Origin of the sequence: Halorubrum marinum (assembly GCF_048381195.1) — an archaeon.
Taxonomy (GTDB): Archaea; Halobacteriota; Halobacteria; order Halobacteriales; family Haloferacaceae; genus Halorubrum.
In genome coordinates, this window is record NZ_JBLWMM010000006.1 from 88479 (window position 1) to 101706 (window position 13228).

The window sequence follows — 13228 nt, forward strand, 5'->3', positions numbered from 1 at the left end:
TTATTCGAACTTCGTTTCCTCGAATCGGAAGGTCGAGCCGTCCGGCGACATGACCTCTCCGGTGTAGTTGTTGTGACGCGCCATGAGCGTCGGTGCCCAGTACAACAGGATATGCCCGGAGCGACGCTCCTTGAGCATCTCCGCAGCCTCGTGGTACAGGGGCGCGCGGTCCTCCATGTCGTATATTGTCCGGGCCTCGTCGATCAAGTCGTTGTATTCCTGGTCCTCCCAGCCGGTGAAGAAGAACGCGCCCTCGCTGTGGAGCGGGCGGTGGAACCCGGCGTCGGGGAACCAAAGCGCGAGGTAGGAGCTCGTCGTTGCCTGAAAGTCCCGGTCGGTGTACACGTCACTGAGCCAATTGCTCCACGTGATCTGCTGGATCTGCAGGTCGATTCCCACCCGTGCGGCGGACGCCTCGATGACCTGTGCGGCAGTGACTTGGTCGTTGTACTGCTGGGGAATCTTGAACGTCGCCTCGAAGCCGTCGGGGTACCCCGCGGCGTCTAGGTGCTCCTGAGCCTTCTCGAGGTCCTGTTCTCGCGGTTCGAGGGTCGGGTGCTCCCACTGGCTTCCGGGCGAGGCGGGACTCGTCGCCACCTGTCCCTGTCCGTACAGCGCAGCCTCCATGACCTCTTGTTTGTCGATCGCGTATTCGAGCGCGAGCCGGGCGTCCCGATTGTCGAACGGCGGCTCGTTGCAGTTGACACCGAGGTAGGTCAGGGATTTTGGGAACCGACGGATGAAATCGACGTCCGAGTCGTCTTCGAGGTCTTCCGCGTGCCGGGGCGGCACGTCGTTGATAAAGTCGACCTCGCCGGCGCGGAACGTGTTCAGCCGGTTGTCGTCGTCCGAGATTTCGAGTTTCGTGACCTTGTCGAGGTACGGGAGCTCGTCGTCCCAGTAGTCGTCGAAGCTGGTCATCACGAACTCGTTGTCGATCTCCATGCTGTCGAACTCGAACGGACCGGTTCCGATCGGTTCGGATATCGAGTCCTGCTGGGCCTGCTCGGCGGTGAGGATGTGCATGTCGGACGTCGCCATCCGGAACAGCATCGGCGCGAACGGCTCCTCGAGTCGCATCACGAACGTGTTGTCGTCCGGCGTCTCCATCGACTCCACGCGGTCCATGTACTCGGCGGCGATCGCCTCGCCGTCACGGATCCGCCTGAACGACTCGATCACGTCCTCTGAAGTGAACTCCGTCCCATCGTGGAAGACCACGTCTTCTCTGAGCGAGAACGTGATTTCCAGGTTGTCGTCGGACGTCTCCCACGATTCCGCGAGCAGCGGTTCGAGGTCGTACTCCCAGTTGACCCTGAGCAGCCCCTGCGTGATGTTTTCGAGGACGCGTGCCGTCGCCGCCGCGCTCTCGAAGTGCGGATCGAGGCTCTGGACTGGGACGCTCCCGCCCCACAACAGGGCATTTTCCTCGTCGGACACGCCACCGGTGTCGGGGGCGTCCGCACCGTCGGCGGAACCGCCGTCGCCGCCGTCGTCACCGCTCTCGTCGCCGCCACCGAGACACCCGGCAAACGCGATCGGAACTCCCGTCGCCGCGGCCTTCACGAACAGGCGGCGGCTCGGTCCGTCTGACGACTCTCCACCACTATGGCTACTGTTACTTGTTGTCATTCGCTGTAGCTTCGTACCAATCTCGAATATATAAAACTATGGGTAAAACCCGTTTCGGTGGATGGGTGATCGTATTAGATCCTAATACGTATCGCTCCGCTCTATCGATACTGTCCGTTTCACTCGACAGCGTCTCTCGCGTATCGGGAGGTCGTCCCGTCACGCCGCCAAACTTCTGATCGCCCCGGCGAGTACCGTCGTCGCCGCCGTGCAGTCGACCCAGTCCGTCCACTCGCGCGGGTTGTGGGAGACACCGTGCTTCGACGGCGCGAACAACAGTCCCGCGTCGGTCACTCGCGCCACGTTCATCGTGTCGTGTGCCGCCCCCGAGTGGAGTTCCAGCGCCGGAATACCGGCCGTTTCGGCCGCACTGCGCAACCCGGATCGACAGCGTTCCGCCATCGGTTCCGGCGGGACGCTGTAGGGCCGTTCAACTCGCACCGCGACATCCCGATCGGTCGCTATGCGCCGAGCGCTGGCTTCGAGCGACGAAACGAGCGAGTCGATCGACTCGTTGTCGACGTCGCGAATGTCGATCCCCACTCGTGCGTCGCCGGGAATGACGTTTGTCGCGTTCGGCGACACCTCGAGACTTCCGACGGTTCCCACTGCGGTCGGAGACTCGTCGGCCGCCATCCGACGCGCATCCGACTCCACGTCAAGCACAAGCTCGCTCGCGGCGGCCAGCGCGTCGCTCCGCTGGTCCATCGGTGTCGATCCCGCGTGATCGGCGTCTCCGACCACGTCCGCGTAGCAGTGCGTGATCCCAGCGATGTTGCTGACGATCCCCGCCTTTGCCCCCGCCTCTTCCAAGCGGGTTCCCTGTTCGACGTGGAGCTCTATCCACGCGCTCCACTCGCTGGCGTCGACCGTTCCGCTCCCGTGATACCCGATCCGCTCGAACTCCTCTCGGAACGAGAGGCCCGACTCGTCGGTGAGCGAAAGGGCCTCAGAGACGGTCGAGCGTCCGGTCGCAACCGAGGATCCGACGAGTCCGTTCCCGAAGCGTTGACCCTCTTCTTCGGTGAAACAGACGACATCGACGGGCCGAGCGAGATCAACCTCGGCGTCCTGCAGGCTTCTCACCGCCTCCAGCGCGGCATACACGCCCAGCGGTCCGTCGAATATTCCGCCCTTAGGCACGGAGTCCAGATGGCTTCCGGACGCGACGGGAGCCGCGTCCGGGTCCGCGGACTCCGGGACCCACCGGCCGACGATGTTTCCGACCGCGTCGATCATGACCGTCAGTCCGGCCTCCTCTAACCGGTCCACGAAGCGATCACGGGCATCGCGGTTCGCGTCCGTCCCCGCGAGCACCGTTCGCCCCCGCCCCTCGTCGACATCGATCCGTCCGAATTCGGCGTTGGCCTCGATATCTGACCGTAAGCGCGTCGTTGACACTGTGTCCATTGTCACCTTGGTGTTGCGTACTGTGTGTTAAGCGTTCGTATTACACACCTCTGTACGGGTACCTCCTTTATTTCAGAAACAAATCATTGGTTTATAATATGTTCGTCAAATGAGAACAATTATGTCGGTTTGCTCCCAGTGTTAGTTATGACCGGATCCGGATCCGAATCCCGGCAGCTCGCGACCGTCGGACGTGCGTGTGATGTGATACGGACGCTGAACCAATTGGAGGAGGCGGGAGTGACAGAGGTGGCGGCCCACGTCGGCATCTCGAAGAGTTCGGCTCACGCGTATCTCAACACGCTACGGAAGAAGCATCTCGTCGTCCAGACAGACGGGAAGTACAGACTGAGCCTCGAGTTCCTCTACCTCGGGAACGCGGTTCAGCGCCGAAACATTCTGTTTACATACGGAAAACCGGTCGTCGAAGAGTTGGCCGCGGAAACGGGGGAGTACGTTCATCTGATGTGTGAACAGCACGGACTCGAGCGGAACATCCTCAAATGCGCCGGAGAGCACGCCGTCGGGGAGGAGTACCACGCGACGAAAGAGCAGGAGCCGGACTATCTGCACTTCACCGCAAGCGGGAAGGCCGTGTTGGCGGCCCTCCCCGAACAGAGAGTCGAGTCGATCATCGAGGACCACGACCTCCCTGAAAAGACGGCGAAGACGATTACCGAGCCGTCCGACCTCTTCGAAGAGCTCTCCACCATTCGCTCCCGCGGATACGCGATCAACGACGAGGAAGAGGTCGTCGGGATCCGCGCCGTCGGTGCCCCGATTCGCGACGCGAACGGCGGGGTTCTCGGTGCGATCAGTGTCTCGGGGCCGACCGGTCGATTCACGCTAGATCGCTGCCACGAGACGTTCTCGGGGACCGTTACCGAGAGCGCAAACGTGATCGAAGCGAAGCTCAACATGTCAAGTGCGAGCAAGTCGATGCAGTAACGGTACGTCCGATAGCAGCATGTCGTCCGCGTTTTGTTCGCATACGACGAACTGAGTGACGCATGTCCTCGTCCCGACGGACGGTGAATAGCGAACTGTAGCAATCAGTGACGAAGATATGGGTTACGTCGGATGGACAATCCATTTTGGATCGAGGCGTTGCTGCTCACGGCTACGTAAACCGCCGACTCGGAGACGGAGAGATGTGTAACAGTTTCCGTTCGGGAAGTCGGATCCCACGACGACCATTTGTCTGTAGGGAATCATTACAAATATAGTACTGTAATTTTCTGCCGGTCATAACGGTAACTCTCACGCGGTCGACCGTAACCCGCTACCACTTGTCGGGATCGTCGCGTTCGAGAGGTGCGACTCCACCAGGCCGCTGTGGAACCGATCCAGGCCGTCGTGGTCGAGAGTCGATCGGGTTTAAATTAAATAAATCAGACCTATTGACTGTTATATCCTATTACAGATATTTAGCGACACGTCCATCGCTGTGAAGGGACACGAATGTTCCAGTCTCGTCGACAGATCGACCTCTTGAGATCGCTGAGGTCATCCGAGAGATACACGACAGCAGATCAGTCTTGTTCGGTCAATGGGGGTGAATCACAGGATAGAACACGCTTCCGACGGATATCGAACCCGACCTTGTTTCGGCGGAGACTGTACAATCGCCTGTTAGCCGGTTACAGTGTAATTGAGGATCTCACCGTCGCGTTACGTTAGAGGATGAGGCGTTCGACTTCAGCGTGTCTATGGCCGAAATCGAACGCCTCGGCGAGAGTATCACGTGTATCGACTTGTCATTTGTGGAGCGAGATCGAACGCCGCGGTGGGCGATTGAAGTAGGGATTTGCGGTCACTTGGCCTATATGTCACTACGTGAGGTAAGTAAATTCCCCGATAAATATGAGATCGATCGGAGTCACATCGCCATTCACAACTGGGTTCAGAAGGCTGATTTACAGCTAATCTCAACCGTCTCCGAGGATCAACTCGCGGTTGACGAAAAGATGATCTGCCTCCACGGCCAGAAGTTCTGGCTGTACGACGCAGATCCGTCTACGACTGAAATCCTCCACGTAAACCACTATCCAACCACAAATAAGCAAACAACACGATTATTTTTAACCGAGCTGCATCGGCGCTACCAACTGAATAACGTCGAATCTCCCGTCGATGACGCAGACTATCTTGGATCAGTCCTCGCTGAGGATGGCTATCGATTTCGAGTCATTCGCCATGGAAACCGGAATGACATCGAACGTGTGTTTTTGAGAAATAGAACGACGAACATCCTCGTTCGCAAATAGTTTCAGCAATGTCGAGTTAGAAACAGCTCAAAACTGGCTTGAAGCCGTCGCCGTCTACCACAATTCACGCCAAACTTAACGCGACCCGAGAAGCAACACCGCGGCTGTTGATGAGCTCAGTATTCAGCTTCATCTGTCTGAACTATCGTTTTTAAATACTATCTTTTTTCTTGAAATATTCAGCGTTAATCGGGCTCGATCTACCGTTCATAACTGGGTTGATAAGGCCGATCTACAGCTGGAATCAGATCGGAGTCCGAATCACGTTGCAGTTGATGAAACGGTGATCCAGCTTGATCACGAACAATATTGGCTGTACGCCGCTGTCGATCCCGACTCGAACGATCTGCTACATACAAAGCTCGAGACAATAAGAACGAACGTTATAACAGATCAGTTTTTCGTGGAAAATCCGCGAAAACCACGATGTAGATGACGCGATCTTTCTCATTGATGGCGCGGTTCCGCTTCACCGACCCCGTGAAAAGTATGGGCTCGATTTCAGATGCGAACGACATGGAAATCGGAACAGTGTCGAACGTGTCTTTCGTGAGATAAAATGCAGAACTATCTGTTTCTCAAATTGTTTCAGCAACGCCGAAGCAGAAACTGCTAACGAGTGGTTGAGATCGTTTGCTTTCGCATGGAGTCAACTTATCTGAACACTACCGTTGGAATGTCACTGATTCTCTCTCGACCGAGGGTGACGAGGGAACCTTCTGCGAGGAGGCGGTCGGCGGCTTACCACTCGACATCGATCTGGCCCACCTGCGTTCGGTCGGACGCGTTCGATATCGAGACCGGGGCCACGTTCGCTCGCTGTCACCGGCGGTCTCGACGACATCGAGGGACGAATATCGCTATCCTCGGACGTGCCGCGACCGAGACGCTCGACGTACTATCGATCCGCCGCGTCTGCACTGGCTACGTGCGGTCAGAACATCTCGCTTTCCGGGAGTTCGACAGAGCCGGTTGTCCCTCTCTCGGATCAGTTGCGCCGCGGATCGTCGAGTGGTCTGAACCGATGGTCGCATGAGGGGCACACGACCAGCCGGTCGCCGGCATCGGTGACGGTGACCGTGAACCGACGGCTCCGGCTTATAAGGCCGCACTCGGGACACCGACGGATAATAGGCGGCATCATGTCTACTTTGAACCTCGAACGCTACTGTTCTCTAGTCGTTCGAGCGGCAAATCGATATCGGGGCGATGGCCGACAGCTGGTTCGAACTTCACTGTGGGAGTGGGGGGCCAAAGCGGGCGTAACTTCCGGCCCCCTCTCGGTGATCTCCCTCAAGCCGAAACCACTCTCCAGCGGGATCGGGTGTGGCGCCGAACGTCGTTACGTACGTCTCGTAATGATTCCCACTCCAGCCGAACGTCCACCACGTATTCGCTCCCTCATGCCGGACGACCAGGCTCAGTTCGACGTCACCGGGACCGCCGTGTTCTGCATACGCCATGCTCGTGAGACTATACAGCTTGGTATCCGGGCGACGCTCGAACGAAGCGTCGAGCTCCTCGACATCGTACATCGGTGAGAGGACCGGCTCGACTCCACGAGGCGCTTTCGTCTCTATGGTCCGATCCGAGTAGACGGTCGATTCGAAGACGAGTTCATCGGCACCGGTGATCTCGGAGATCCTAATCTCCAGCATGGGGCCGTGTTCGGTATCAATGACGGCATATTCCCAGTCACCCACTTGATCGTCATACGTATAGAGATTGATCTCGCCGATATCGACCTCGTCGTTATGGACCGGAACGGGAGCGACGAGGACGAGATCTTCCGTCGCTCCGTCGACGGAAACTCTCGTCTCGTAGTTGTACGACGATTCGTACGAGTCGTAGAAAAGGAACGCTCCGAACGCATACAGCCCGCCGAAAATCACCAATCCGATGACGACCAACCCGCCGAGCGCAAGGGCGATCTTGACTCCAACACGTTGGCGCTTAATCGCCTCTATCCACTCGGATCCAGCCATGTTTCAATTTAGTGAACACAATATGTAGCCGTTGCTACCATTCCACGACTCTGAGAATATAGAGAACGATTCGCGTGTATTCGATAGCAAACCGCTATCGCTACCAAGTCGGATAGTATACTCGGTTCGACCGCCTTCGCATACATTTCTGTGACTCGCTTCGCTCGTCCCAGAAATGGGCTCGGGCGGGTTCGAACCGCCGACCTCAGCCTTGTAAAGGCCGCGTCATAACCAGCTAGACCACGAGCCCGCACCAAGACGGACCCGCCGTGCGCTGAAAACGGTTACTACTTCGACCGACTCCGGCCACAGCGCGCCTACTGCCTCCCGACGAGCGCCGCGAGCTTCGACCCCTCCGCCCGACGCACCCGGTCCCAGAGGAACAGCGCGGGCGGCAGCGCCACGATCGAGGCGACGAACGAGTAGGCCACGCTCATCGCCATCAGGAACCCGAAGTCGCCGAGCACGGGCGTGATCGCCAGCGAGAGCGCCCCGGTCCCCAGCGTCGTCGTCAGCATGCTCCCCGTGAGCGCCCCGCCCGTCCCGGTCAGCGTCGTCTGCAGGGACCCGAGCGTGTCAGCGGTCGCGTTGTACTCGTCGATAAAGCGCGCCGTGATGTGTACCGAGTACGCGATCCCGATCCCGATCGCGATGGAGAGGATCGTCGCGGTCAGGGCGTTCAGCGGCAGCCCCAGGAATCGCATCGTCCCGATCAGCGACGCGACCGCGATGAGGATCGGGAACACGTTCACCACGCCGAGCATCGGCTTCCCCTCCAACACCCCGTAGGTGATCACGAGGAACACGCCCGTGAGTCCGACCGCGAGAATCATGCCTTGCACCGCCGACTCGAAGATCACCGACGTGATCGCGTCGAAGATGATGAGTTGGCCCGTCGCCGTCGCGGCGTACCGGAAGTCGTCGGCGAGGGCCGCACCGTCCGCGGACACCTCGCCCTGCGTCGCGTCGGCCGCGACGGTGTACTCGACTTGCGCGCCGCGGCGGTCCTCGGTCAGGTACCGCTCCGCCTGCGGCCCGGCCGGTGAGGCGAACAGCTCGTCGTAGATCAGATCGAGGTTCCGGTCGGGCACGCCGTTCCCGCTCCGGTCGTTGCGGGCGACGAGCGCCGCGAACTCCTCGTCGTTCTGCGCGTGCTGTTGGATCACCGTGACGATGCTCCGGGTGTCGGCGGTCCCGCCCGGGCCGACCGCGAGGCTCTCCGGCGGGTCGTCGTTCGGGGCGACGAGCGCCTCCAGCGCGTGATCCTCTTCGAAGGAGCCCTCGACGAATATCGTGATCGACTCGTCCTGATTCGCCTCGAACCGGTCCGAGAGGATGTTGATCGTCTCGGTGACCGTGTACTCGCCGGGCGCGAACGGCTCGGGGATGTACTCGATATACCCCGGCTCCTCTTCGGGCGGTAAGAAGTCCTCCTCCTCGAAGGTGGTGTCGACGCCCGCGCCGTACGCGCCCAACCCGCCGCCGACGAGCAGGAGGGCGACGACGAACAGCGCGGGCGCCTTCTGCCCGGCCGTCGCCGACACCGAGAGGAGCCGTCCGAGCGCGGATCCCTCGGAAGCGATGGGAGAGGCGTTGAACTCCGGGACGCCGTATCGCACACGGAGCCGGTCGATCTCGAGTTTCGCCGCGGGTAAGAAGAGCCCGAAGATGAGGAACGTGAACACGATCCCGACGGCGGAGACGAGCCCGAGGTTCCGGATCGGCTCGAGCGCCGAGGTGACGTTCGCGCCGAACCCGAACACCGCGGTGACGGTGACGATGACGAACGCGATCGCCAGCTGGTTGGCGGCGGTCTGCATCGCGGGCACCGCGTCGTACCCCTGGACGGTCTCCTCGCGGTATCGATTGATGATGTGGATCCCGAAGTCGACGCCGACCGCCAGCAGCAACACCGGGACCGCGATCTGCTGCTGGTCGAAGGGGATCCCGGAGTACCCGAGGAAGCCGAACGTCCAGATCAGCGTCATCAGCAGGGCGAAGAGTCCGAGCGCGAGATCGATCGGGTCGCGGTAGGCGACGACGAGGAAGCCTAAGAGCAGCACGACGACGACGGGCATGACGATCAAAAGCGAGTCGCCGATGATCGCCGCGAACTCGTCGTCGATGACCCCCTGCCCGAACGCGCGGATGTCGCTCGGCTCGTCGTCCGCGATCGTGCCCGTCGTCCGCTGGATGTCCGCGAGGTCGTCGCCGTCGGAGCTCCCGGGCACCTCGTGAGTGACGACCGTCACGGACGCGGAGGCGGTGGCCTGATCCGGATTGAAATCGTCTGAGAGGAGCGCCGAGAATCCGGGGTTCTCGCCCAGTTGACGGACCGTCCGCCGTATCTCCGAATCGCTCGCGCGCTGTACGGCCCGACGCTGTTCGGCCGCCGTCACCGCCGTCGGGTCGAGCGCCTGCGCGACGATCGGGGCGGGTCCGTTCGCCGAGGCCATCCGTAGCTCGTCGCGGCTCTCGACGCGTTCGAGCACCCGGAGCATCGATAACAGCTCCCCGCGCGTGAGCACGTCGGTTCCGACGTGGATCAGCTGTGTCGTCTCCTCGTCGGCCGTGAACGGATCGTCGAACTCCGCGTCGATCGCGTCCTGCGCCTCCTGTTCGGGGAGTCCCTCGGTGAACCCTTCGGTGATGTCCGTCTGCGTCTCGATCGCCGGAATCCCCCCGGCGAACAGGGCGGTGACGACGAGGAACGCGACGACGACCGCCCGCGGACGCGTGACGATCCGCTCGTTGACCCGCTGGGTGACCGCTTCGATCCGCTCGCCGGCTCCGGACATCTACGTCGCCCGCGTGTAGTAGACGGCGCCGCCCGCGACGACGATCAGGACGAGCGCGCCGACGATGACCAGCCACGGCACCCCGCCCTCGCCGTCGACGACGGTGATCGGGACCCGCGTGGTGTCCGACAGCTGGCTGTTCCCGCGAGCGTCGTCGTACCGGAAGTCGACGGAAACGGGGTACGTCTTGGCGGTCGCCGACGACTCCGCGTCGAGAGTGAATGTCATCGTTGTGGATTCACCCGGGGCCAACGCTTCGACGTACGCCTCGTCGTCGTCGCTGTCGAGCGGGCTGTCCGTGAACAGCCGCGCCTCGACGTCCGTGACGGGCTCGTCGAGGTTGTTCGTCACCTCGACGTCGAGGGTGATCGACTCGCCCGCCGTGATCTCCCGCTGCTGGACGTCGAGGACGAACTGGTCGCGCTTCGGCGACACGTCGAAGAGGAGCTCGACGTCCTCGTACAGGCGCAGCTCGGAGTCGGCGTTCCGGTACTGGACCGCGATGTCGGCGGTCCGGTCGACTGCCTCCGCCTCGCCGCTGATCTCGATCGGGAGCCGGAAGTCGGCCGACTCGCCCGCTTCGAGCGTCCCGACGGCGACCGCGGTCTCGATCGGGATCACGTTCGGCGACTCTTCGGCGTACCGAATCACGACGTTCTGCGCGGTTACCGGCCCGTCGTTCGTGACGGTCCCGCGAACCTCGCCCTCCTCGCCGACGTACAGGTCGGATTCGACGTCTGCGACGGAGAACCGCTGACGCTCCGCGGGAGTCACGCCGAGCGTCGGCGTCTCGTCGAGCCGCTGAAGCCCCTCCGGCGTCCGGAAGGCGACGCTCGCGTCGAGCGCGTACTCGCGCACCGGCGCGTCCGGCGCGAAGCCCACGTCGTACCTGACGGTCGCGGTCTCGCCTGCCTCGATCTCGCCGATTCGCGCGGCGTCGCTCGCGCTCTCGCCGAACCCGAGCCCCGCGCTCTGCGATTCGAGGATCACGTTGGCGTCGCGAGCGGACTCGGCGCCGACGTTCTCGATTTCGACTTCCAGCGTCCCGGTGTCGCCGATTCGGGCGTCGGTCGTCGCGTTGACGACCTCGAAGCGCGCGTCCGAGTCGACTTCGAGGTCGACGGAGACGGTCGTCGATCGCGACCGCTCTTGGACCACCGATCCGGTGCGGTACGTGTGCGAGTACCGAACCCGCACGTCGACGGTGTACGAGCCCTCCTCGATGTCGTCGGGGACGCTCACGGCGATCGGTACCTCGCCGGGACGGTCCTCGGTGACGGAACCGATCGCCGTCTCGCCGGACTCAACCGTCAGCGGGGTGCCGTCGGCGTCGGCCTCGACGCGGACGTTGCGGGCGGTGGTGACCGCCTCGCGAAGCTCGGGCGAGCCGTAGTCCAACTCGCCGTCGTTCGAGATCTGGAGGGTGACCTCGTTCGTCTGTCCCGGGGTGAGCGTCGGGTTCGGGGCGTGGACGTCGAGGTCGGGCTCGCCTCCGGCCTGCGGCGCCGCCGTCTGCTGGGCCGTGTTACCCTGTGCGACGGCGATCCCTCCGACGGCCGAGAGGATCGCGACGGTGAGGACCGCAACGACGACGGCAACGACGGCGACGGCCGACGGCGTTCGCGTCGAACGCATTCGGTCACCGCCCCCACGGAGGACGGCGCGATTTCGACGAGAACGGAGAACTCAACGGAAGAAACGGGTTCGACGACCGACGCGACGACCGACGCAGCGGACACGGACCGACGGTCGTCGCGGATGCGATTCGCTTCACGACCAAACTGAGCGTCCACGAATCCATAATGTTTTCGTTCGTGGAATCGTGCGGGGCGTATGGAACTGATAGTGACCCTCCCTCGCGGATCGACCGACTCGGGAGCCGACCGCCCGTCGGATCGTCTCGGAATCCCGCGATGAGCCGGTTCAGCGAGGCGGACCGCGACCGGATCCGCTCGCAGCTCGTGGAGGCGGGTCGCGACCTGTTCACGCAGTTCGGGTTCGAGCGGACCCGGATCAGAGACGTCACCGAGGCGGTCGATATCGGGACGAGCACGTTCTACGGGTTCTTCGACTCCAAGGAGGCACTGTACGTCGAGGTACTGTGTGCAGAACGCGACCTGCTCGAAGCGCGAATCGACGAGGCGGTGTCGGCCGCCACGACGCCCCGGGCGGAACTCCGGACGATGCTCGAAACCATGTTCAGCGAGGTCAGGACGAATCCGCTCATCTCGCGGCTGATCGTCGAGAACGAGCTCCACGCGCTCCAAGCGCGGCTCTCGGAGTCGGAGCAGGAGGCGCTCGCGGCGAGCGTCCGCGAGAGCGACCTCTCCTACGCCGACCGGTGGGTGGAACTCGACGAGTTCCGCTTCGATGACCCCGCGGTCGTCGGCGGGGTGATCCGCTCGCTCGTCTTCACTACCCGGTCGCAGGAGACGCTCGTGGAGATCGGCGGTACCGCCGACTACGACGCCGTCGAGGCGGCGCTCATCGACACCGTCGTCGCCGGGCTGTTCGCGGGTGATGCCGAGCGGGACGACACCGATACTGAGCAGGACGAGACTGCCGCCGAGACGCCCGAGACCGACGCCGATTCGTGACCCGCCGTCGCCTCGCGCTGGTCGTCGGTCTGCTCGTCCTCGCGGGAGCGGCTGTCGTCGCGATGAACCCGGCGCTGCTGATCACGGACTACGAGACCACGACCGTCGAGGCCGTCGACGGCGAGACCGGCGAGTCGCTCGCGACGGTTGAGGTCCGGGTCGCCGACGGGATCGCGAAGCGGTACGTCGGACTCTCGGCGACCGAAGCACTCCGCGCCGACGAGGGGATGCTGTTCGTCCACGACGAACCCGGCGAGTACCCGTACGTGATGCGCGACATGTCCTTCGGAATCGATATCATCTTCGCCGCCCCCGACGGCACCGTCACCGCGATCCACGAGGCGGAGCCGGAGTCGCGACCGCTCACCGAGTATCGTGGTACCGGGCAGTACGTCCTCGAAGTGCCGCGAGGGTGGAGCGACCGCAACGGGGTGGCGCCCGGCGACAGGATCGTCTTCGAACTGCCGTGAACGGGACCGTCCTTGCGCTGCCGTGACCGCCTCCGGCCCGACGGCGACGAAACCGATTTCCCCCTCGCA

At 62.3% G+C, this 13228-nt stretch carries 8 protein-coding genes, 1 tRNA gene and 2 pseudogenes; 5 read left to right on the forward strand and 6 right to left on the reverse strand.

Annotated elements, in window-relative coordinates; all coding sequences use genetic code 11:
- Both ACNSN4_RS09770 and ACNSN4_RS09775 read right to left on the reverse strand, forming a co-directional pair.
- On the reverse strand, positions 1-1632 hold the full coding sequence (locus tag ACNSN4_RS09770; protein ID WP_418285631.1) for an ABC transporter substrate-binding protein: 1632 nt from the start codon (positions 1630-1632) through the stop codon (positions 1-3).
- Positions 1633-1791: 159 nt separating this feature from the next.
- Positions 1792-3042, reverse strand: coding sequence for a Zn-dependent hydrolase (locus tag ACNSN4_RS09775; RefSeq protein ID WP_418285632.1), 1251 nt, complete (start codon positions 3040-3042; stop codon positions 1792-1794).
- 147 nt (positions 3043-3189) lie between these two features.
- Between ACNSN4_RS09775 and ACNSN4_RS09780 the strand changes: the two genes are divergently transcribed.
- From ACNSN4_RS09780 to ACNSN4_RS09790, 3 genes and pseudogenes are all read left to right on the forward strand, one after another.
- Entirely contained in the window at positions 3190-3990 is an 801-nt protein-coding gene (locus ACNSN4_RS09780; protein WP_418285633.1) for an IclR family transcriptional regulator, read from the forward strand.
- A 761-nt stretch (positions 3991-4751) separates the two neighbouring features.
- Positions 4752-5388, forward strand: a pseudogene (locus tag ACNSN4_RS09785) (transposase family protein).
- A pseudogene (locus tag ACNSN4_RS09790) lies at positions 5348-5971 on the forward strand (IS6 family transposase). Before ACNSN4_RS09785 ends, ACNSN4_RS09790 begins: the two co-directional pseudogenes overlap by 41 nt.
- Positions 5972-6541: 570 nt before the next feature.
- On the opposite strand, the gene ACNSN4_RS09795 reads toward ACNSN4_RS09790, so the two are convergent.
- The 4 genes from ACNSN4_RS09795 to ACNSN4_RS09810 form a co-directional block, all read right to left on the reverse strand.
- Entirely contained in the window at positions 6542-7294 is a 753-nt protein-coding gene (locus ACNSN4_RS09795; protein WP_418285634.1) for a hypothetical protein, read from the reverse strand.
- Positions 7295-7470: 176 nt separating this feature from the next.
- Positions 7471-7544: transfer RNA gene (locus ACNSN4_RS09800), tRNA-Val, on the reverse strand.
- A gap of 67 nt (positions 7545-7611) precedes the next feature.
- Complete coding sequence (locus ACNSN4_RS09805; protein ID WP_418285635.1) at positions 7612-10092, reverse strand: efflux RND transporter permease subunit; 2481 nt, start codon at positions 10090-10092, stop codon at positions 7612-7614.
- Positions 10093-11727 carry a COG1361 S-layer family protein gene (locus ACNSN4_RS09810; protein WP_418285636.1) on the reverse strand — a complete coding sequence of 545 codons (1635 nt, stop codon included), beginning with the start codon at positions 11725-11727 and terminating at the stop codon, positions 10093-10095. It abuts the gene before it with no gap.
- Between the two features lie 278 nt (positions 11728-12005).
- Here ACNSN4_RS09810 and ACNSN4_RS09815 point away from each other — a divergent pair, with 278 nt between their 5' ends.
- Positions 12006-12689, forward strand: coding sequence for a TetR/AcrR family transcriptional regulator (locus tag ACNSN4_RS09815; protein WP_418285637.1), 684 nt, complete (start codon positions 12006-12008; stop codon positions 12687-12689).
- The gene (locus ACNSN4_RS09820; protein WP_418285638.1) at positions 12686-13159 is read left to right on the forward strand and encodes a DUF192 domain-containing protein; all 474 of its coding nucleotides are present in this window, start codon (positions 12686-12688) and stop codon (positions 13157-13159) included. Before ACNSN4_RS09815 ends, ACNSN4_RS09820 begins: the two co-directional genes overlap by 4 nt.
- Positions 13160-13228: the final 69 nt, after the last annotated feature.

Coding starts and splice junctions, on each gene's coding strand:
- ACNSN4_RS09815 (WP_418285637.1), top strand. CDS start 12,006: ATGAGCCGGTTCAGCGAGGCGGACCGCGACCGGATCCGCTCGCAGCTC.
- ACNSN4_RS09795 (WP_418285634.1), bottom strand. CDS start 7,294: ATGGCTGGATCCGAGTGGATAGAGGCGATTAAGCGCCAACGTGTTGGA.
- ACNSN4_RS09770 (WP_418285631.1), bottom strand. CDS start 1,632: ATGACAACAAGTAACAGTAGCCATAGTGGTGGAGAGTCGTCAGACGGA.
- ACNSN4_RS09775 (WP_418285632.1), bottom strand. CDS start 3,042: ATGGACACAGTGTCAACGACGCGCTTACGGTCAGATATCGAGGCCAAC.
- ACNSN4_RS09805 (WP_418285635.1), bottom strand. CDS start 10,092: ATGTCCGGAGCCGGCGAGCGGATCGAAGCGGTCACCCAGCGGGTCAAC.
- ACNSN4_RS09810 (WP_418285636.1), bottom strand. CDS start 11,727: ATGCGTTCGACGCGAACGCCGTCGGCCGTCGCCGTCGTTGCCGTCGTC.
- ACNSN4_RS09780 (WP_418285633.1), top strand. CDS start 3,190: ATGACCGGATCCGGATCCGAATCCCGGCAGCTCGCGACCGTCGGACGT.